This window comes from Acinetobacter sp. 826659 (assembly GCF_000588515.1).
GTDB lineage: Bacteria > Pseudomonadota > Gammaproteobacteria > Pseudomonadales > Moraxellaceae > Acinetobacter > Acinetobacter pittii.
Genome location: NZ_JFYD01000004.1, coordinates 260149 through 281762, shown reverse-complemented (window position 1 = coordinate 281762; position 21614 = coordinate 260149). Strand labels below are relative to the sequence as shown.

Below are 21614 nucleotides of genomic sequence, written 5' to 3'. Positions count from 1 at the left end.
CTAAAAAATGAACTAAAAACGGTATTTATATGCCTGAATGTTGTCAAAAATTTCACTTGTAATGTCACAGTAACTGCTTTCACCAGGCAATAAAGCGAGTAAACGTTCAGAAGTTTTGCTTGGATTAAACGCATCTTCCTTCAATTTATTCTTTTGGTACTTAAAAGTACCTGTAGTTTCAACTTTAGCTTGTATACGTAAAAACACTGGTACCGCATAAGCAGGTAAGCATTTTTTAAATACAGTCACCATTTCTGTTAAATCAGCGTCATTTAACTCGGCACCATCAGCAAGCGTGATTGCTGCCATACCTGCACGACCATTAGTATTTGGAATTTCTACACCGTAAACCACAGCTTCAGCGATCTTGTCATATTCACACACCATGTTTTCAACTTCGGTGGTAGATACATTTTCGCCTTTCCAGCGGAAGGTATCACCTAAGCGGTCAACAAACTGAGCGTGACGGAAACCAATATTACGAACAAGATCACCTGTGTTGAAATATGAGTCACCTTTTTTAAAGACATCTTGCATAATCACAGATTTATTCTTTTCTGGGTCGGTATAACCATCAAATGGAGAGCGACTGGTAATTTTGCCTACCAATAAACCGACTTCACCTGCTTTAACTTTTTTACACCAGCCATTTTTATCGCGTATTGGTTCGTTTTTCTCTTTATCAAACTCAATAATTGCGTATGGCGTAGGGGAGAAGCCTACTGTGTTGTCAAAGTTGAAAATATTACTAAAGCCAACGTTACCTTCACTTGAGGCATAAAGCTCAAGAACTTCTTCAACACCAAAACGCTGTTTGAATTTATCCCAGATGTTTGGACGCATGCCGTTACCAATCATTTTGATTACACGGTGAGCGCGGTCAAACTCTGTAGTTGGAGCATCCATCAAGTAACGGCAAAGTTCACCTACATAACCGATTGCAGACGCATTAAACTTCTGAACATCTTTCCAGAATGCACTGGTCGAATATTTACGTCGAATGGCAAGGGTAGAGCTTCCTGCAATCACACCACACCAGCAAACAACCACGCCTGTTGCATGATACAGCGGTAAAGTGACATACATCACATCATCTGGACCAAGGTTTAAAATGTGGCCATAAGTGCCATATGCGAGTGTCCAGCGGCTATGTTTAAAAATAACTGCTTTTGGTAAGCCCGTTGTACCCGAAGTATAAATATAAAACAGGCCATCATTTCCATGAACGGAATGTGTGGTTGATGGATTGAATTTCGGGAATTGATCAATTTCTATTGCAAGATTGGCATAACCTTGAGGTGCTGTTCCTGCATCTTGACGAGTAGCCTGATCTGCAAACCAGTGAAAACGGTCTTTAGGAACGTTTAAGTCTTGACGAATTTCATCGATTGCGGCACGGACTTCTTCACCCGCAATGACTGCAATTGGTTTTACAAGATTGATACTATGAGCGAGAACTTTACCGACTTGAGATGTATTTACAAGCGCAATAGTTACCCCAATTTTAGCTAAGCCCACAATAGTGGCAATAAGCTCAGAACGGTTCTCAACCATTACGGCAATCACATCACCTTTACGTGCGCCGAGAGATAAATAATAGTGAGAAATCTGGTTAGCCCATTCATTTAAAGCTTCGTATGAGTAACTTTGATCTTCAAATAATAAAGCAATACCTTTCGGATTTCGCTTAACAGCTTTCTCAAAAGCTACACCTAATCCAGTTGGTGTATTTGCTGTTCTTAAATAAGCCTGTTTAAGACCATTCAGGATATGGGGTACTTTGGGAATGAAGCTAGGAAGTCTAGTGGCAACATCCCCAAGCGTAATGATATCGGTCTGTGTTGTCTGGCTCATATCAATCCTATTTATTTTTCGATCAATCCAAAAAAGGTTGCGTTGGCAAAAGTACAGTATTTTTCATGGTTCACCATGCTTTTAAAACTTTTCTTCTAGTGCAATCAACCTAATTGGTTAAAAATAACAAAAAAAACCTAGTCATCGAAATGACTAGGTTTGTTTAAATTAGCTGCAATTGAGCAAATGATTTACTCAGCTACAGGATTTGCTTTCTTTGGTGGACGGCCGCGAGGGCGACGAGGACGACTTGGTTTGTCCTTGTCAGCTTTAGAATCTTCTGATTCACTCTCGGCAGAAGCTTCAGTTGGCTCTACAGCTTGTTCTGTAGCTGCTTTGGCTTTTGCAGCTGCTTTTGGCTGTTTTGCAACCGGAGCTTCTACTACAGTTGTCTCTGGTGTCTCTTCTACATTAGCTGCTACTTCAGTTTCCTGATCAAGCTCAAGCGGTTGTTGTTTTGATTCAACAGGTGCTTGTGTTTCAGTAGTAGGAGTAACAACGGCTTCTTCTACAGTCTCAGCTACAGGGGCAGCTTCTTCTGGTGCAGAATGTTGCTGTTTGACTTGCTCAAAAGCTTGTTCAGCTGCAAGTTTCGCTAAACGACGGCGTTCACGCGGATCATTAGCAACACGTGGTGTCGCTTCTTTTGGTGGCGTCAATGGAAGTACTGGCGCAGGTTCTGCTTCTTGTGAAGGCTTATTGCTTGGAAGCTCGGCATCACGAGTAACAGGCTTTTTGTCTTCAGCTTCAGCTGCGACTTCAGTCACTAGAGTACTTGCATATTGCTCTGCAAATTTCTGCAATGCACGATTGAATGTTGGAACTAAACCAAACTGTTCAATCAGTACTGTGCAGTCTTCACCGTAAACATGACGGATCAAGCTGCCAATTGTATATTGCGCCAACGTTGGAATTTGCGATGGGGCAATTGATGGTGTAACAGCTTTAGCTCGTTTTGCGTTGCGTTGTTCACGGCGACGCATACGAGGATCATTACTCGCACGTTGAATTTGCGGTTGAGTTTTCTCAGCCTTTGGTTGAGGAGCTTCTGCTTCAGCAGTTACTGTCTCTTCCACAGCAGCAACAGGTGCTGGAGCTGATTCTTGAGTAGCTTCAACAACAGGTGCTTTTTCAGTGCGTTCAACAGGTTGCTCAGGCGTTAAAGCAATAATTTCGCTTTGTGCTTGATCAACATTGATGACTAAGGCTGTATTCATGACTTCATGCTGTGGAGCATCAATCAAATCAACCTTAATTTGTTTTTCATCAACAACTGCTGGTGCTGGCGTATTTTGATTTTCATTTAATACGCTTGGATCGCGGTGGCGATTCGGGCGGTTTGGACGTTGTTGATTATTACGGTCACGACGCGGTACAGCATGTTCAGCTTGTTGCCCATCATTTTGATGTTGCGCATGCGGCTGATCTTGTTGTTGACGCTTTTGTTGACGTTTTAATTCACGTTGCTCTTGGCGTGATAACTGTACAACTTCTTCATGAACCTGTTGTTGCTGTGGTTCTTGATTGTGGTGATGTTGATGTTGTTCACGTTGCTCTTTGTGCTTACGTTTTTTGTTGTTTGGACGCTGCTGTTGTACTTTATCGTCTTTTTCAACATTCTCACGTGCTTCCTGCTTAACAGGAGATTGAGAAATATAAGCATTATTAGATGGAGCCGAAGTAACTTCAGCAACTGCTGGTGCTACAACTTGTCCAAACTGCCCACGGCTAACAGCGCCAGTATTCACCATTTGTTCAATTGCGGCAGCAGCATTTTGTGCTGAGCGAGATTGATCAACTGTTTGAGCTTGTTTTTGAACAAAAAGGTTTTCTAACCATGCACAAGGGCTTGCTGCTTTTTGAGCGCTTGCCTGAGCAGCAGGTTGAGCCGCTTGATTTGCTTTCTTTTGATTAGCTGCGTTATTGGCAGCAGGGGCTGCATGAGTATGGCTATGATCAGCTTCTTCTAAATGCCATTCAGAAGATTCATAACCTAACTCTTTTTCACTTGAACGAGTTGCTTCAGTACGTTCGTAGCTAGATGGTGCAAATCCATCTGGATTGTACTGAATTTCGTAGTGAGGGGTTTCTAAGTGCGGGTGAGGTAAAACAGTCACACGAACACTAGAAGTTTGTTCTAAATAAACAAGACTATGACGTTTTTCATTGAGCAAGAATGCTGCAATTTCAACAGGCACTTCTACTTGTACTTCACCATGACGTTCACGAAGCGCGATTTCTTCTACTTTACGCATAATCGAAAGTGAAAGTGAGCGTAGATCACGAACCATGCCTGTACCATGACAGCGTGGGCACACATAACCTGTTGCTTCTTCAAGAGATGGACGTAAGCGTTGACGGCTCATTTCCATTAAGCCAAAACGAGAAAGTTGGCCAAACTGAATACGTGCGCGATCGCTTTGTGTTGCTTCACGAAGTTTTGCTTCAACCATACGTTGGTTGCGCTCTTTAGTCATATCGATGAAGTCGATTACAACTAAACCACCAATGTCACGAAGACGAAGTTGGCGAGCAATTTCTTCTGCTGCTTCTAAATTAGTATTAAGCGCAGTTTCTTCAACGTCATGTCCACGAGTTGATTTCGCAGAGTTAATGTCGATTGAAACTAAAGCTTCGGTCTGGTCAATCACGATTGAACCACCAGAAGGAAGTTTTACTTCACGCTCGTAAGCAGTTTGAATTTGGCTTTCAATACCAAAATGAGCAAACAATGGCTCGTTTAAAGTATAAGTTTTGAGTTTGTCTAATTGACGTGGCATTACTGCTTTAACAAAGTTATAAGCTTCGTTATAAGCCTGTTCGCTATCAATTAAAATTTCTGCAACATCATCACGTAAATAATCGCGGATAGCACGAGTAACGACACCAGCTTCTTGATGAACCAGCATTGGAGAAGGACCAGAGCTCGCTGTGCCTTGGATTTGTGCCCAAAGGTCAAGCAAATGCTGTAAGTCTAACTGTAATTCTTCTTGGGTACGGCCAATACCAGCGGTACGTACGATAACGCTCATACCACGCGGTAAATTTAAAGAAGCTAGAATTTCTTTTAACTCTTCACGTACAGAACCTGAAATTTGACGACTAATACCGCCACCTTTCGGGTTGTTTGGCATAAGAACCAAATAACGTCCTGCAAGTGAAATAAAGGTAGAAAGGGCTGCACCTTTATTGCCACGTTCTTCTTTTTCGACTTGAACAAGTAATTCAGTACCTTCAGTGATAAGTTCACGAATGTTTGAAGTTTGTCGTGGGTCTGCTTGGAAATAACTGTTAGCAATTTCGCGCATAGACAAGAAGCCTTGACGGCCTGCGCCGTATTCAACAAAAACAGCTTCTAAAGATGGTTCTACGCGGGTTACATGGCCTTTATAGATATTGGATTTTTTCTGTTCTCGGGTACGATTCTCTAAATCAAAATCGTAAAGACGATTACCAGTGATAAGTGCAACGCGGACTTCTTCTGCGTGAGTTGCATTAATCAACATACGTTTCATGGGTGTGACACCTAATAGTGACCCACACAAACATATCGCACAAACTTAAAGGTTCTGAACGAACATCGAACATGACGGATCATTTCCCAGATCTCAAAATATTTGTGGTCTGAGTCATCTGTTACCGGCTACATTTAGCCTTAGCTTCGATTCTCGTCTGTGATGTAGGCAATACTGCTTCAACCTTTAAATCGGACTTCCTTAGTGCTTCACTGGCGGGGGAGCGGGGCATTGGTTAATGACTTTCACTGTCATTGGGCGCGAAGTGACTTCTTTTTGGAAGTTTGATACGGAATGCTCATCGTATCGGTGCTTTCGGCAGTTCCAATGCATCAACGCTTTAGCCTGAAGGCAACATTAAGGAGCGATTTGTCTGATGTGTATCAGTTTACGTTCCATAACCAACTAGAGTTGGTAACATATTTTTTTGAACAAACTGAATTAAACGCAACAGTTTGTCATTTTGCCGATATAATAAGCCTTCGGCGTCGGCATAATTCTTTAGGACCAATCCGAGCTGGTGATGAAAGCATCATTTTGATTGAGGTTTCAATCAGGGAAATTCCCTATTAGATGTTCACTTACGGCGGTATCCGTGCGCTGACTATATCAAACCTTGCAGCATCTGCCTATGGGCTAAGCTTAGATTTCTTGTGAAAAAACTAAGCTAATCGGTCATTTATTAATCAAATTTAGCAAAATTTCAGGTTTAAATATTAGTATGAATTCTACACAGCAATGGCAAAGTGTCACTTGGTTTGAGGTGGATGAACATCAAGCAGGACAGCGAATTGATAATTTCCTGTTTTCGCGTTTAAAGGGTGTACCTAAGAGTCGTATTTATCGTTTGATTCGTGAAGGTCAGGTTCGAGTAAACAAAAAACGTATTAAAGCTGAGACCAAATTAGAGATTGGAGATCAGATTCGTGTTGCACCTATTCGCTATGAACAAAAGGATGAAACCGCTGCTCCTGTGAGTGATAGTGTAGCACAGAGCCTACTCAGCCGTGTGGTTTATGAAGATGAAGGCCTGTTAGTCATAAATAAACCATCAGGTATTGCTGTACATGGTGGTAGTGGTGTGGCGTATGGTTTGATTGAGGCTTTACGCGCCGCGACAGGTAAAAAATATTTAGAACTAATTCACCGCATTGACCGTGATACCTCTGGTCTGGTCATGATTAGCAAGAAACGTAGTACTTTAAAGTTGCTACAAGATATGTTGCGTGAGCACAAAATTCGTAAGACTTATGCAGCGATTGTAAAAGGTCAGGTAAGTCTCGATAAACAACTCATTGATGCTCCTTTATTTCGTTACGAGTTAGCCAATGGCGAGCGTCGTGTACGGGTGTCTAAAGAAGGTAAACCGAGTAAAACGGAATGGGTGGTTGCAGAGCGTTTTAAAAATGCGACTTTAGTTCATGCATCGCCGTTATCAGGCCGTACTCATCAAATTCGTGTCCATGGTTTAAGTATTGGACATCCGTTGTTGGGTGATGATAAATATGGACACACCACTGAGTACGCAGGTCCGCAGGCACGACGTTTATGTTTACACGCGATGCGTTTAGATATTCCGGGTTATCCACCGATTGAAGCGCCGTTACCAGAAGACATGACCCAGTTATTAAAGGCTTTGAGAGTAGCAAAATGAGTCTGAAAACCGAATTAGTTATTTTTGACTGGGATGGGACTTTATATAACTCTGTTGGCCAGATTGTTGCCAGCTTACAACATGCAGCAGAGCAACATGAACTGCCTCTAAGCGATGAAGCCGCAAAAAGTATTATCGGTTTAGGCTTGCCTGAGGTGATGCAGACCTTATTTCCAGAAGCGCCAGAATTGCATGACTCGATCTTAAAGGCATATGGTGATCACTATATCGCGAACTCGACTAGTGATGCATGGTTTGAGGGTATTTCTGAACTACTCCATGATTTAAAAGCGCAAGGTTTAAAACTTGCAGTTGCAACGGGTAAAAACCGCCGTGGGTTAGACCGTGTAATCGCAAAAACACAAAGTACACATCTTTTTGATGTGACTCGGGCAGCCAACGAAACACGTTCAAAACCAGATCCGCTCATGCTGCAAGAAATATTGACTGTAACTGGTGTGAATGTTGAGCAAGCAGTCATGATTGGTGACAGCAGCTATGATCTTGAGATGGCACAGCGTTTAGGGATGCCGCGTATCGGAGTAGGCTATGGCGTACATTCGATTGAAGTTCTGCAAAAGTTCCAACCTTTAACGATTGCTAAAGATGTACAAGAGCTTCACAGCTTTTTGAGAGGGTATGCTCAGTTACCTACTGTAGATGTCGCTTAAATTGAAATAGTATTAAAGAGGGAGTACGTTCCCTCTTACTTTAAGCTGAATAACAAAACAATAAGAAGAGAAAAATGAGCCGTTCAATTCGTCTATTAAATCTTTTACAACAGCTCCGTGAAGCCCGTTACCCAATCACAGCACAAGTCTTGGCTGAACGCCTAAACATTAGTGTTCGAAGTGTCTATCGCGATATCGATAGCTTACGTGAGCAGGGTGTAGCAATTGAGGCATCGGCAGGTATAGGTTTTCAACTTAAAGAAGATATTGTACTGCCACCAATGACACTTAATGAAAATGAAGTCGAAGCTATTTTTCTGGCATTGTATTGGTTAAAGAGTGTGCCAGATCAATCGTTACAATCGGCATCTACATCTGTATTAGCTAAATTGAATTCTGTTTTGCCTGAGCACCGGCAATATTTATTACAGCAAACGACTTTAAGAGCATTTAATACGTGGCTGCCTGTAGATGAAAATCGAGTCGAACAGGTACGTTTAGCCATTCGGCAGCAAGTCAAAATTTCGCTGCATTATCATGATGAGCAGCAACGAAGTAGTGTTCGAACCTTGTGGCCTTTTGCCTTGGGATATTTTAATGACAAAATTGTGTTGGCTGCATGGTGTGAGCTAAGACAGGACTTTCGGCATTTTAGAATGGACCGTATTCAACACTTGAGTTTAACCCAAGAGTTATATCCATCATTTAAACAGCAACTGTTCCAGCAGTGGTGGGCACAAGAGTCGAAGACTACTGACAAAAACTGACAAAGAGGTTTTGTAGACTAGGTTCCACGATAAACAAGGAGCCATAAAAATGAGCCTTAAACTTTATACTAACAAAGAATCACGTGGTGTTGTGGTCGACTGGCTTTTAGTCGAATTAGGTGTTGAGTGTGAACATATTGAAGTCGAATACAAGACCGAAATGAAAACACCAGAATATCTAAAAATTAATCCTTTTGGAAAAGTGCCAGTATTGGTAGATGGTGATGTCGTGATTTATGAGCTAGGTGCAATCTGTGCTTATCTTGCTGATAAATTTTTCGATAAAGGTTTAGCTCCTGCATTAGATGATCCTAAACGCGGTTTGTACTATCGCTGGTTATTTTTGATGGCAGGCCCATGGGAAGCTGCGGGTGTTGATAAAGCTCTCGGAATAGAGGTGTCGCCTGAGCAAAAAATGTTTGTGGGTTATGGTGATTACAACGATGCTTATCAAGCTTTAGTACAAGGGCTTAGTGAAGCGAATCCGTATGTATGTGGTGAGCAATTTACTGCAGCTGATGTAAGTGTTGGAGCAATGCTGTTATGGCAATTAAAAATGAAAACAATTGAATCACACCCAGCCATTGAACGTTATGTTGATGCGATTAAACAGCGCGAAGGCTTAAAACAAAGTACTATGGGGCAACTGTTGTAAACTTAATATTCTTAAAAGTCACCCAAAGGGGTGGCTTTTTTGTTTTCAAATAAAGGTTTTAATTGGTAAGAAAGCCAGCAGCAACGTTAATACAAATCGCTAAAATGGTGGTATTAAATCCAAAAGACAACACAGCGTGAAATAAGTTTAAAAGGCGCATATGCTTGGTGGTAATTGATACATCCGCAGTTTGAGCAGAAGTCCCAATAATATAACTAAAATATAGAAAGTCAGGATAAGTTGGCTGTTTTGTGCCAGGGAAATCTAACCCTCCATTTTCTTCATTTCTAGATAAAGCCATATAAAAATCATGGGCATAATGTAGAGCAAAAACGGTATGCATAAAAAGCCATGCAGACACAATGGTGAGTAAAGCTAAAGCCACATGACCTAACTTTGCAGAACTGTCGGAAGGGAGTTGTGACAGTTGAATTAGAATAGCAACCAGACACATGATTAATGCCAATAAAACAATTAGCATAATGACCCATTTGCTTTCATCTTGTTTTTTAGCTTGCTGTTGCATTTGTGAATGGTCGGCACTTTTCATGAGTTGCCAAACATGAAGTAAATATATGCTAACGGAAGCATTCCAGCTGACTAATAAAATAGTTGACCACTTCCATGATGTTAACCATGTCAAAATACCGGCTGTGATAATACCTATGAATAAAGCAACAAAGAAATGTGGGCGGTTTTGTACACTACGTCCAAGATGTTGAAATACACCAACCATTTTCCTAGTCTCCTTTATTGAGCGGTAAATATATTATTTTTTATTAAATGGTGAAAATAATATATGGTTTTATATGGATTTTATTTCAATTTTTTTTCATTTATATTTATGAGACATTTAATTTTACCTATTAGGTAAAATAGGATATTACCGTGGATTAAACTGTTTATAAAAAGTATAAAATAAATAAAAGGAATATTTTTTATACTTTTTTATAAAGATGATCTTATTAATCATGTGCTTAATAATAAAGTTATTCGTAATAATTAAGCATGGTTTAAGTTTTTATCTAAATGGAATACTTTAGTGAGCTGGTCAATGAATTTTTGAACGCCTAAAGACTGTGAGTTTTTACGGTAATTTACGAATAAATCAAGTGTTGGTAAGTCGACATCCAGTGGACGAACTATCGTGTTTTTGATGCCTAAAGGCGCAACGTAGGCAGGTAAAATTGTACAGCCTAATCCAGAACCAAGAGAGTTAATATTGAATAATATACTGTCTGCTCTTTGAACAATATTCAGTTCAATGTTATGAGTTTTAGCGAAATCTAAAATAGTGTTATGTAAGGTTTGTGATTGCTCGGCTGCCGGGATAATAAAGTCAATACCTTGTAAGGCATGGACTGGGATTCGATCATATTGAGCAAGTGGATGATTTTTAGGAAGTAAGAAAATCAGGGGTTCAGTTAAAACAAATTGGCTTTGTATTTCATCACTATCTGTATTTTCACGAGTAAACGTAATGTCCAGCTCTCCTTTTTTTAAGGCTTTAAGCTGTTCAGTATTGTTTAAATTAGATAATTCAATGGTGAGGTCTGGGTGTTGTAGTCGCAGATTAGGAAGTACATAAGGGAAAATTTTCATTTCTGCGATGGGAACGAAACCGATACGTAACAATTGCTGTTTAGCCTTAGAAACTTGTCGTGCCATAGCGACCGCTTTTTCAGCCTGAGCGAGGGTGAGTCGAGCATGTTCTAAAAATACTTCGCCTTCTTCTGTTAACTCAACTTTGCGTTTTGTGCGGTTTAAAAGTCGTACACCAACGTCTTCTTCTAAATCTTTAATTTGTTGGCTAAGAGAGGGCTGTGCGGTAAAAAGTTTAAGAGCGGCTTTACTAAAATTTAATTCTTCAGCAACGGTAATGAAATATCGGAGATGGCGTAGTTCCATAAGACTAATCCAAAAAATGTCTTACTATGATTTAAGTGAAGTATAAAGCATAAATAGATATAGCGTGAAGGTGATTTAGGTATTTATAAAATAAATGGAATTTTAATTTTCATTAAAGATTTAATATGGGAATATAAGCTCAAATAATTCATAAAATATATTAATAATTAAATAATAAATACATTATTTATAATTAATCAAAGAATTTTCTAAAGGATTTAAATATTCATTTAAGAAATTCTCATATTATGCAAAAACTAGAATAATAAAATAAATTTATAACCTATAGGTCGCTAACATCTACTCAAATCTAATTGTTACTAAATATATTGTTTTTATTGCAAAGAAGAATCTTAAGTTAAAAATTACGGGCGACAAAGATGAAATAGACAGGTTCTATAGCGGCTTTCGGCATCTTCTAATTGTTATGTTATACAAGAAGTCTTAGTAAGAATGGTAATTACTGACGCATAAACTCAACACATCTAAGTGTTTTTTATGGCATTCTAATTTAACTTAGGTTGGCTATGACCACGATAAAATGGATATTTATATGATAAATAAGTGTAAGTGCCATAGCTTAATTTGTTTTAATCGTTAAGATAGAAACCTGATCACATCCATTCTGCTGATGCTAAAACATAGAAAAGCCCATGAAAGACAAGCCGACATTAACATATCAATTGCCGACTCAGTCCTGTTGGACGCATACATGGATAAAACCTCCTTTTTGTCATCCCGAGTCTGGGCATGAAACGGATACACGTTTTTATAATCAACAGCCTAAGTCACCTGCTCGTGGCTCAAAAGAGTTATTGCGTTGGTTAGTTACGCGTGAGTCTTTTACATGGAAAGTGGATATTCAAAATGAATATGAAACTCGTGTAAATACGGCTGTAGCTTTGCCGCAAAATCGACCTCAGGCAGATCTGGATGATTGGCAAGTCTGGTTCGTTGGGCATGCAACGGTATTGGTTCAGATTGGTCCTTATAACTTTATTACCGACCCAGTGTGGTGTGATTATGCAAGTCCTTCACAAGGGCGTGGCCCACGCCGTGTATGCCCAGCAGGTTTTGCACTAGAACAATTACCTACGATTCATGGAGTTTTGCTCAGCCATAATCATTATGATCATATGGATTTAGCTACACTTGAGTGGCTGCATAAAAAATTCGCTATGCCTATTTATACAGGCCTTGGAAATGGATTTTATCTACCTAAAGATTTTCATGTGATTGAAATGGATTGGTGGCAAGAAATTCCCTATCACGAATTAAGAATAATCTATACACCTGCACAGCATGGCTCAGGACGTGGTCTACGTGATCAAAATAAAGCACTCTGGGGAGGCTTTTCGGTTGTAGCTAAAACTGGCCATTGTTTCTTTGCTGGTGATACCGGTTATGCAGGCCATTTTAAGCAAATTCATGCACGTTATGGCGCACCGCGTGTTGCCTTGCTTCCAATCGGTGCTTATGAACCTCGTAAGTTAATGAGCTATGTTCATATGAATCCTCAAGATGCTGTTCATGCTCATTTAGATTTACAAGCTCATCGTTCTCTTGCAATTCATTATCGAACTTTTCAGTTAACTGATGAAGATCGAGAAGATCCGGAACATGCTTTAGCTCAAGCAATTAAAGCTTCATCAAAGCTTGCTAATCCCTTTTATTGCATTCGGGAAGGGCATAAATTGACTGTCTAAAACTCGGTTACTTTATATTAAAAGCCAGTTCAAATTGAACTGGCTTTTATTATTTTGACTTTAATTAAGCTAAGTCAAAACGATCAAGATTCATCACTTTAGTCCATGCTGCGACAAAGTCTTGAACAAATTTTTCTTTACCATCTGCCTGAGCATAGACTTCGGCCAACGCACGTAAGATTGAGTTTGAACCGAAGACTAAATCATTACGCGTTGCGGTAAATTTTACTGCACCTGTTTTGCGGTCTTTGCCTTCAAATACTTCGCTTGTTGAATCGACAGGTGCCCATACAGTAGACATGTCGAGTAAGTTCGTAAAGAAGTCTGTACTGAGTACACCAACCTGTTGGGTAAATACACCATGTTGCGAACCATCCCAGTTGGTGCCTAGTACACGTAAACCACCAATCAATGCAGTTAATTCTGGTGCAGTCAAAGTCAATTGTTGTGCTTTATCAATTAATAATGCCTCAGTTGCTGCACTGACTCCCTCTTTTTTCCAATTCCTAAAACCATCTGCAAGGCCGAGAAGTAATTGGAAAGATTCGACATCGGTTTGACTTTGTAATGCATCAACGCGACCAGGAGCAAATGGAACACTAATATTAAAGCCCGCCGCTTGAGCGGCTTGCTCTACACCAATGTTACCTGCAAGTACAATTAAGTCAGCCAGTGACAATTGAGTAGATGCTTTGAGTTCTTCAATTTTAGTTAAAGTCTCAACGGCTTTTTTATTTACTTCCCAACCACGTTGTGGTGATAAAGCAATACGTGCACCGTTTGCACCACCGCGTTTATCTCCACCGCGGAATGTTGACGCGGAAGCCCAACCAAGCGAAACCAATTCGCCAGCAGATAGCCCTAGTGCAACGATTTTTGCTTTTGCATCAGCGATGCTTGCAGCAGATGGTATAGCGCTCGCAGCTGGTAATGGATCTTGCCAAATTAAATCTTCAGCAGGAACCTCTGGACCTAAATAACGTGCTTTTGGACCCATATCACGGTGAGTTAATTTAAACCATGCTCGAGCAAAAGCATTCGCGAAAGCTTGTGGGTCGTTAAGGAAACGACGAGAGATCTTTTCAAACTCAGGATCAAAACGTAAGGTCAAATCTGTAGTAAGCATTGTTGGCTTACGTTTAACTGATGGGTCGAATGGATCTGGAATGATTGCCTCAGCATCTGCTGCTACCCATTGAATTGCACCAGCAGGTGAGCGCTCTTGTACCCACTCGTATTTGAATAGGTTTTCAAAGAAGTAGTTGCTCCATTGTGTTGGTGTTTGTGACCAAATCACTTCTAAACCTGAAGTGATCGCATCTTTACCAACACCAGTGCCAAAACTGTTTGACCAGCCAAAGCCCATTTGTTCAATTGAAGCTCCCTCAGGATCAGCCTGAACATGGTCAGCAGAGGCAGCGCCGTGAGTTTTACCTAAAGTATGACCGCCTGCGATTAAGGCAACAATTTCTTCATCATCCATTGCCATATTGCCGAAAGTCGCGCGAATAAATGGTGAAGCCGATTTTGGATCACCGCTGGCTTGCGGGCCTTCAGGGTTTACATAAATTAGACCCATTTCGGTTGCAGCTAGATTGCTGCCTTCCAATGCTTCAGAGTTGCGATGAGCTAACCATTCTTTTTCATCGCCCCAGTTTACATCGTTGTCTGGTTCCCAAACATCTTCACGACCTGCACCAAAACCGAAGGTGCGGAAACCTGAAGATTCAAGTGCGATGTTTCCAGCAAGAATAAATAAATCTGCCCACGATATTTTTTGACCGTATTTTTGTTTAACTGGCCATAATAAGCGGCGCGCTTTATCTAAGCTTGCATTGTCAGGCCAACTATTTAATGGTGCAAAACGTTGTTGACCACGACCAGCACCGCCACGGCCATCACCCATACGATACGTACCGGCAGCATGCCATGCTAATCGAATAAATAAGCCTGTATAATTTCCCCAATCGGCTGGCCACCAATCTTGAGAATCGGTTAATACATTTTTGATATCAGCTTTGAGGGTGTAATAGTCGAGTTTTTTAAATTCTTGACGGTAATTAAATTTTTTACCGAGTGGATTAGAGCGTTCTGAATGTTGGTTGAGTAGGTCGACACGTAGTTGTTTTGGCCACCAGTGTAAACTAGGCGTGCCACCACCGACCGTTACCTCTGGTTTTGATTTATGGCCTGAAAAAGGGCATTTTGATTCGTCTGACATGGTTATATTCTCTCTGGGTAATAATTATTGAGCTCTTCGTAAAATGTTAGGGCTCATTTTCCTGGACTTCTGGTTTAAAAACTCATGTTTACTAAATAAAGAAATGGGAGAACAAATGGTGAGAGAAACCGTTTAAAAGTCTTTTCACTGAGATGTTGGCCATTATTTTTTATTTAATAATGCATCAGATTCCTTTACTTGTTATTCCTCCAATTTACTGCATGAAGGTTAAAAAACAAGAGGAAAAATAAGATGAAACTTGTAAATAACGATGCATAGAATTACCTCTTCAATTGTTGGAACAACGTAAGATCTTTTAATAACGCTCTGTAAATATACTAGGAGTAGGAGTCTTATTTTTCAAATGGATTAAACTGTCAATATTGATTTAAAAAACCGATTATATGTTTATTTAATAGATTAAGATGGCGGCAATAGTGAGATGAAATTTTTTATATTGAGTTGTAGTAGAAGCGATCTCAAATGAATAAAGGAGAGCATTGCTCTCCTTTATTGTTTATATATTAAACATTTACGATTCGATTCGATTTCACCATATCAGCTAAACCGTGAGTTTTAAAATAGTACTCAAGCCAACTTTTCACGATGAGTGGATTATTCATTTTCATGACATCATCCAGCAATTTTTGTGCATCTGTCATAGGGACATGACAAATTGCTTTTCTTACTCGCAAAATGTTACTCGAACTCATCGAAAGGGTATTGAAGCCCATCGCCATGAGCAGGATTGCTGATAATGGATCACCTGCCATCTCACCACAAATACTGATAGGTTTTTTGTATTCATGACATTCTTTAACTAAGCGGGTTAGCGCACGTAGAATGGATGGGTGAAAGTGTGAGTAAACGTTTGCCACATGTGGATTATTACGGTCAACTGCAAGTAAATACTGGGTTAAGTCATTTGAACCGACCGAGAAGAAATCGACGAGTTCGGCAAACTCATCAATTTGTAGTAGTACGCTCGGCACCTCAACCATAATCCCAATTTTTGGTTTGGTAATTTTAACTTGCTCTTCTTCTTGCACTGCAATCCAGTCACGCTCAAGTAAATAAAGTACTTCTTCTACTTCACTGACTGTAGTGACCATTGGCAATAAAATATGCAAATTATTTAAACCAATACTGGCTTTGAGCATGGCGCGAATTTGCGAAGAAAAAATCTCGGGATGATCAAGCGTGAAACGAATACCACGCCAGCCTAATGCCGAGTTTTCTTCTTCAATACTGAAATACGGTAAGTCTTTATCGGCACCAATATCGAGAGTTCGCATCACCACAGGTTTGTTAGCGAAGTGGCTTAATTGTTGACGATAAATTGCACGTTGTTCTTCTTCACCCGGGAAGCGTTCCCGTAACATGAATGGAATTTCACTTCGGTATAGACCGACACCTTGAGCACCGCGTTGTACTCCGCGGACAACATCAATCATGAGGCCCGTATTTACATAAAGTTGAACAGACACACCATCTGGAGTAATCGCTTCTTTGGTCTCATATTGTTTGAGATCTTTTGCGATTTGTTCATCTTCTTTCTGAATTTCTTTATAGCGTTGACGTAAACGACGTGGAGGGTTTACAAAAACACGGCCCTGATAGGCATCCACAATCATTTCTGCATCATCAAGTGTGTTCACTGGTAGTTCAGTTACACCAACTACAGTTGGAATACCTAATGCACGAGCAACAATCACCATATGTGAGTTGGCTGCACCTTCGGATGTCACAATCGCTGCAATATTGTCTACTGGCAACTCTACAAGTGCCGCAGTACTAATCTCTTCACCAATTAAAATACTGTCTGGACTCAGGTCACGATGGCTAGAGTCTTCTTCTTGCAAAGAGGCTAAAATACGTCGCCCTAAATCTTTAAGGTCGGAAACTCGTTCACGAAGATAGTCATCTTCCATCTGTGCAAATAGGGCAGTGTGTTTTTCAATGACACGACGTACTGCACCTTGTGCCCAATGTCCGTCACGAATGAGTTCTTTAATTTCTGCTGGCAATGCATTTTCATCTAGCATTCTTAAGAAAACACTAAATAAAGCGCGCTCTTCGGCCATGAGTGAATCATGCATTTTTTCATCTAAAGAACGAATCTCTGAACGAACTGATGAAATGGCTTGATCTAAAATTCGAAGTTCATCGCTAATATCTTCTGCTTCACGATCAGGCACAGAACCCAAATCGGCAGGCGGATATAAAATAATAGCGCGACCTAAAGCAACACCGCCTGCACCTGAAGCGCCTTGAAAGGTTTTGTAGGCAGGTCCATTACTCGGCTTACGAAATACGTCAATATTACCCACTGCATGAGCATGAGCAATAACGCCAGAAAGCTGGGCACACAGCGTAACTAAAAAAGACTCGGCAGCTTCACTAAAATCTTGAGGAAGTTTGTTTTGGACAACCAAAACACCCATAACCTTACGACGATACATGACCGGTACGCCGAGGAAAGAGTTATAAATTTCTTCGCCTGTTTCAGGTAAATACAAGAAACGCTCATGTTTTGGCGCATTGTCAAGGTTAACGATTTCTTCACGTTGCCCGACCAGACCAACCAAGCCTTCACCGAGTTGCAAAGAAACATGACCTACAGATTCTGGATTTAAGCCTTTAGAGGCCATTAATACATAACGCTGATTGCGTTCATCGAGTAAATAAATAGAGCAAACATCCACTTTCATGGCCTCAGCAACCTGATTAACCATGATGTCTAATGATTCATGCAAACTGACGGACGCATTAACCTCTTGGACAATGCGCCGTAGAGTGTCGAGTTGCATGTTTGACATGGATGTATACTCCAGTATTTTTTTAGACTATGAATGTATTTATAACAGCACTTTTAATAAAAATCATTTGCTAGATAAATGATTTTTAGGGTAATTGTTGCATCGGCAACTGTGTACACAACTCCACCATGGCTTTACGATAAACATCACGCTTGAAGTTCACCACTTGGCCAAGAGGATACCAATAGCTAACCCACTGCCATTCATCGAATTCGGGCGGGTCGGAAAGGTTTAACTGAATATTTTTTGCAGGCGCAGTTAACTTCAGTAAAAACCATTTTTGTTTCTGTCCGATACATACGGGGTCAGAGTCTGACCGAATGTACCGATGTGGCAAACGATAACGCAGCCATCCTTTGGTTTGCGCAATAATCTGGACATGTTCGGGCAATAAGCCGATTTCTTCTCTCAGTTCTCGAAAAAGTGCCTGTTCAGGGGTTTCTCCAAACTGGATGCCTCCTTGTGGAAATTGCCAAGCATTGTGACCAATGCGCTTTGCCCATAAAACCTGTCCATCATCGTTTGCCAAAATGATCCCGACATTCGGTCGGAAACCTTCTGAATCGATCATTTGGCTACCTAAATATTGTCTATATCGTTGACTTTAATCGCGGGGACAAACACTTTTTTATGTCCAGCTCGAAAAGATCAAAGTAAAATGTTTAAATTGCTACGATCTTAACGAATTTCTATCGACTAGCGGAGATAGATTTACATTTTTTTTCTTAAATTTCAGTTTAAACGAGAATTTTCATGAAACTGGCGTTGTTTGATTTAGACCATACCTTGTTAAATACCGATTCAGACCATTCTTGGGGTGAATTTTTAGTCAATGAAGGTTTGGTTGATCCGGTTCATCATCGTCAGATGAATGATAAATTTTATGAAGATTACAAAGCAGGCCAACTTGACCCATATGCTTATAATGAATTTGTTTTTGGATTTTTAACGCAGCATGACAATGACTACTTAACTGAGCTCCACCAATTGTTCATGCAAAAAGTCATTCGTCCACAAATGCGTCCAAAAGGTTTTGACGCAATCAAAAAACATCAAGATTTAGGCCATACCATTGTGGGTATTACGGCAACAAGTGATTTTATTACTGCACCGATTTTCCGTGAATTTGGGATTACTGAAATTTTAGCAACCAATGCTGAAGTGGCTGATGGAAAATATACAGGTAAAGTTGCTGGTTTAGCGTGTTATCAAAAAGGCAAACTTGCACGTCTAGATGCATGGTTGGAAGGTCGTAACGTGTCTGAATCTTGGGCGTATTCCGATTCAATTAATGACCGTTTTTTACTTGAATATGCAACGCATGCAATTGCAGTAAACCCCGATGATCGTCTTGAAAAACTGGCTCAAGAACATAAGTGGGATATTCAGGACTGGTCGATTTAAAATTGTGGAGTTGGAAGAACAATTTGAAAAGTTCTGAGGTCTTCCAACTCTTAACTATATTTAAAATCATTTTTTAATATCTCTTATAAATCTTAGCTAAAAACAGATATTGCTATGATTAATAAAATAAATTCTATCTTGGCAAAGATTTCAGAATATAAAAAAATTTAATTTAAAAATGAGGAAATAATGTCAAAAACAGCACAAATTAAATTACCAAAACAACTTTGGAAAGATGAAAGTATTGATTTAACACGTCATAGCTATCAGGGGAAATTACTTAATAAAAGCGAAGGTTTCAAATTAGGTAAGGCTCAACGTAAAAAAGTTCCACGTGAACAGCTATCAAAGCTTTCTGAACGACCAAAAGGTACAACTGCCTTAACGGTCTATGATTGGAGTAACCAAGGACGTTTAGAAAAGCTCAAGCCGATTCGTGCAAAACGGATGAGTGTTTCTCCATTTACATTTTATCGTGGCATGCCTTCTTTGATGCTATTTGACCAAGCGTGGGAGCAGGCAAATTCAGGCTTATTTCAACAGATTTGTGGGGATTGTCATTTAAGTAATTTTGGCGGTTTTGCAAGTCCCGAACGTAACCTGTTATTTGGAATTAATGATTTTGACGAAACTTTAGTTGCCCCATTTGAATGGGATGTAAAGCGCTTAGCAACCAGTTTTGTAATTGCGGCATGTGATATTCATCTTGCAGAGAAAGTCGGGTTAAAAGCAATTAAAATAATGCTGAATAGTTATCGTCAGCACTTATTAGAAATTACGGAACTTTCACCACTCCAAGTTTGGTATGAAAAAGTTGATGCCAGTACATTATTAGAAAATACTGAGTGTCGAAAACTAAGAAAGAAACGCGAGAAGCACCTCGATTCAGCACAGAAAAGAACTGCGTACTCTGTTTTGCCGAAGCTTACCCAGCAAGATCAAGATACAGGGTTTCGTCATTTTATGGATGATGCGCCGTTATTGTGGCATCCAGATCTAGATGAGCCATTTGGTAAAGATGTGGATGTATTTTTTCAAAAATACCGTGATTCTTTGAAATATGATCGCCAAGTGCTTTTTGATCGTTATCAACGTACAGATGTAGCTTTGAAAGTAGTGGGTGTTGGAAGTGTTGGTACACGATCAGCGATTGCATTATTTCAAGATGCAGATCGGGAACCGTTAATTTTACAAATGAAAGAAGCGAATCCATCAATTCTCAGCCCGCTATTTGTAGACAAGGTAAATCACGAAGGTGAGCGTGTAGTGCATGGTCAGCAGCTCATGCAGGCCGCAAGTGATATATTTCTTGGGTTCTCTTCAATATCAAATCAGCATTTTCATGTACGCCAGTTACGTGATATGAAAATTTCGGTTGATCTTAGTGACATGGATGATGAGTATTTCTATGAGTATGCTGAAAGTTGCGGTTTAGCCCTGGCTCATGCCCACGCTAAATCTGGAAATGCAGATGTACTTATGGGATATCTTGGCGAAGGTAATACGATAGTAGAAGTATTACAAACGTATGCAGAAGAATATGCAGAACGTAATCTAAATGACTATCAGCAATTTATGAATGAAGTTGCAGATGGTAAGATTCAGCTCGCTGGAGATGATGCACTTTAATAATAAGTATGCTGCTACAGATGACATGAAATAATTCGAAAGGTTAGAGAAAAAATGTTTAGTAAAATTATGTCTGGTTTGGGTCTTCAAGGGGTGACGGTAGAAACTGTTTTGCAGAACCCAAGCTTGCAAGCTGGTAGTACATTGCATGGGGAAATTAGCTTTAAAGGTGGATCATCTGATAAAGAGATTAATGGTCTTTATTTGCAATTGGTGACGATGGCAGAAGTCGAATCTGGTGATCATGAGTTTAACCAACCTTTAGTTTTACAAGAGTGGTTAGTGAACTCTCGATTCCTCTTGCCGGCACATCAAGCACATTCTTTCCCTTTTAGTATTCAACTACCATTTGAGACACCAATTACTGAGGTTGCTTGTCGAAGAAATGGTGCACGTGTTTGGATTCAAACCCATATGGATGTTGATTGGGGACTAGATGCAACTGATCGTGATTATCTAAAGGTTCTGCCAACTCCAGCCATGCAAATGTTTCTACAGGCTATGCAGCGATGTGGCTTTGTTTTATCGACAGTAGATGTAGAAAAAGGGCAGCTGACTGCGCGAAATTTTAGATCAACCATTGGTTGTTACCAAGAGCTTGAATTTGTCTCTTCACATATGTTTAGCGGATTTAATGAAGTTGAGGTATCTTTTGTTGCGGAACCTAATCAAACTCACGTTATGCTTGAAGTAGACCGCCATTTTCGATCAGATCAGCTATTAACGATGACGATTCCACATCATATGCTTGATGAAAACCAAATGGTGCAACAAATTCGAAGCCTCTTAAAGCTTGGATAAATTAAATTAG

Annotated in this window: 15 protein-coding genes; 8 read left to right on the top strand and 7 right to left on the bottom strand. The window is 40.1% G+C overall.

Annotated elements, in window-relative coordinates; all coding sequences use genetic code 11:
* Window positions 1–12: 12 nt before the first annotated feature.
* A complete protein-coding gene (locus J663_RS10400) occupies window positions 13–1854 on the bottom strand; it encodes a long-chain-acyl-CoA synthetase (protein WP_033849540.1) in 1842 nt (613 codons plus the stop codon).
* Between the two features lie 191 nt (window positions 1855–2045).
* Entirely contained in the window at window positions 2046–5369 is a 3324-nt protein-coding gene (locus J663_RS10395; protein WP_033849537.1) for an Rne/Rng family ribonuclease, read from the bottom strand.
* Window positions 5370–6090: 721 nt separating this feature from the next.
* On the opposite strand from J663_RS10395, the gene J663_RS10390 reads away from it, so the two are divergent.
* The 4 genes from J663_RS10390 (at window position 6091) to J663_RS10375 (ending at window position 9116) form a co-directional block, all read left to right on the top strand.
* Window positions 6091–7023, top strand: coding sequence for an RluA family pseudouridine synthase (locus J663_RS10390; protein ID WP_005066005.1), 933 nt, complete (start codon window positions 6091–6093; stop codon window positions 7021–7023).
* Window positions 7020–7694: an HAD-IA family hydrolase gene (locus J663_RS10385; RefSeq protein ID WP_033849534.1), complete on the top strand. Its 675-nt coding sequence runs from the start codon at window positions 7020–7022 to the stop codon at window positions 7692–7694. Before J663_RS10390 ends, J663_RS10385 begins: the two co-directional genes overlap by 4 nt.
* Window positions 7695–7768: 74 nt before the next feature.
* Entirely contained in the window at window positions 7769–8461 is a 693-nt protein-coding gene (locus tag J663_RS10380) for a helix-turn-helix transcriptional regulator (protein ID WP_033849531.1), read from the top strand.
* Between the two features lie 49 nt (window positions 8462–8510).
* Window positions 8511–9116 carry a glutathione S-transferase family protein gene (locus J663_RS10375; RefSeq protein ID WP_033849530.1) on the top strand — a complete coding sequence of 202 codons (606 nt, stop codon included), beginning with the start codon at window positions 8511–8513 and terminating at the stop codon, window positions 9114–9116.
* 58 nt (window positions 9117–9174) lie between these two features.
* Here the strand turns inward: J663_RS10375 and J663_RS10370 are convergent, their stop codons facing one another.
* Window positions 9175–9852, bottom strand: a complete 678-nt coding sequence (locus J663_RS10370; RefSeq protein WP_033849528.1) for a DUF1345 domain-containing protein — start codon at window positions 9850–9852, stop codon at window positions 9175–9177.
* Between the two features lie 266 nt (window positions 9853–10118).
* Window positions 10119–11024: a DNA-binding transcriptional regulator HcaR gene (gene hcaR / locus J663_RS10365; protein ID WP_002115024.1), complete on the bottom strand. Its 906-nt coding sequence runs from the start codon at window positions 11022–11024 to the stop codon at window positions 10119–10121.
* Window positions 11025–11677: 653 nt separating this feature from the next.
* On the opposite strand from hcaR, the gene J663_RS10360 reads away from it, so the two are divergent.
* On the top strand, window positions 11678–12730 hold the full coding sequence (locus J663_RS10360) for an MBL fold metallo-hydrolase (RefSeq protein ID WP_033849527.1): 1053 nt from the start codon (window positions 11678–11680) through the stop codon (window positions 12728–12730).
* 64 nt (window positions 12731–12794) lie between these two features.
* Here the strand turns inward: J663_RS10360 and katG are convergent, their stop codons facing one another.
* The 3 genes from katG to J663_RS10345 all read right to left on the bottom strand — a co-directional run bounded on the left by katG (window position 12795) and on the right by J663_RS10345 (window position 18341).
* Entirely contained in the window at window positions 12795–14951 is a 2157-nt protein-coding gene (gene katG / locus J663_RS10355) for a catalase/peroxidase HPI (protein WP_033849526.1), read from the bottom strand.
* 524 nt (window positions 14952–15475) lie between these two features.
* Complete coding sequence (gene ptsP / locus J663_RS10350; RefSeq protein ID WP_005066019.1) at window positions 15476–17770, bottom strand: phosphoenolpyruvate--protein phosphotransferase; 2295 nt, start codon at window positions 17768–17770, stop codon at window positions 15476–15478.
* A gap of 85 nt (window positions 17771–17855) precedes the next feature.
* On the bottom strand, window positions 17856–18341 hold the full coding sequence (locus J663_RS10345; protein ID WP_000567255.1) for an RNA pyrophosphohydrolase: 486 nt from the start codon (window positions 18339–18341) through the stop codon (window positions 17856–17858).
* Between the two features lie 182 nt (window positions 18342–18523).
* On the opposite strand from J663_RS10345, the gene J663_RS10340 reads away from it, so the two are divergent.
* The 3 genes from J663_RS10340 to J663_RS10330 all read left to right on the top strand — a co-directional run bounded on the left by J663_RS10340 (window position 18524) and on the right by J663_RS10330 (window position 21604).
* Window positions 18524–19174 (top strand): HAD family hydrolase, encoded by a 651-nt coding sequence (locus J663_RS10340; protein WP_033849525.1) that lies wholly within the window; start codon window positions 18524–18526, stop codon window positions 19172–19174.
* 189 nt (window positions 19175–19363) lie between these two features.
* Complete coding sequence (locus J663_RS10335; protein ID WP_033849523.1) at window positions 19364–20803, top strand: DUF2252 domain-containing protein; 1440 nt, start codon at window positions 19364–19366, stop codon at window positions 20801–20803.
* Window positions 20804–20857: 54 nt separating this feature from the next.
* Window positions 20858–21604 carry a sporulation protein gene (locus J663_RS10330; protein WP_002115100.1) on the top strand — a complete coding sequence of 249 codons (747 nt, stop codon included), beginning with the start codon at window positions 20858–20860 and terminating at the stop codon, window positions 21602–21604.
* Window positions 21605–21614: the final 10 nt, after the last annotated feature.

Coding starts and splice junctions, on each gene's coding strand:
- J663_RS10400 (WP_033849540.1), bottom strand. CDS start 1,854: ATGAGCCAGACAACACAGACCGATATCATTACGCTTGGGGATGTTGCC.
- J663_RS10395 (WP_033849537.1), bottom strand. CDS start 5,369: ATGAAACGTATGTTGATTAATGCAACTCACGCAGAAGAAGTCCGCGTT.
- J663_RS10390 (WP_005066005.1), top strand. CDS start 6,091: ATGAATTCTACACAGCAATGGCAAAGTGTCACTTGGTTTGAGGTGGAT.
- J663_RS10385 (WP_033849534.1), top strand. CDS start 7,020: ATGAGTCTGAAAACCGAATTAGTTATTTTTGACTGGGATGGGACTTTA.
- J663_RS10380 (WP_033849531.1), top strand. CDS start 7,769: ATGAGCCGTTCAATTCGTCTATTAAATCTTTTACAACAGCTCCGTGAA.
- J663_RS10375 (WP_033849530.1), top strand. CDS start 8,511: ATGAGCCTTAAACTTTATACTAACAAAGAATCACGTGGTGTTGTGGTC.
- J663_RS10370 (WP_033849528.1), bottom strand. CDS start 9,852: ATGGTTGGTGTATTTCAACATCTTGGACGTAGTGTACAAAACCGCCCA.
- hcaR (WP_002115024.1), bottom strand. CDS start 11,024: ATGGAACTACGCCATCTCCGATATTTCATTACCGTTGCTGAAGAATTA.
- J663_RS10360 (WP_033849527.1), top strand. CDS start 11,678: ATGAAAGACAAGCCGACATTAACATATCAATTGCCGACTCAGTCCTGT.
- katG (WP_033849526.1), bottom strand. CDS start 14,951: ATGTCAGACGAATCAAAATGCCCTTTTTCAGGCCATAAATCAAAACCA.
- ptsP (WP_005066019.1), bottom strand. CDS start 17,770: ATGTCAAACATGCAACTCGACACTCTACGGCGCATTGTCCAAGAGGTT.
- J663_RS10345 (WP_000567255.1), bottom strand. CDS start 18,341: ATGATCGATTCAGAAGGTTTCCGACCGAATGTCGGGATCATTTTGGCA.
- J663_RS10340 (WP_033849525.1), top strand. CDS start 18,524: ATGAAACTGGCGTTGTTTGATTTAGACCATACCTTGTTAAATACCGAT.
- J663_RS10335 (WP_033849523.1), top strand. CDS start 19,364: ATGTCAAAAACAGCACAAATTAAATTACCAAAACAACTTTGGAAAGAT.
- J663_RS10330 (WP_002115100.1), top strand. CDS start 20,858: ATGTTTAGTAAAATTATGTCTGGTTTGGGTCTTCAAGGGGTGACGGTA.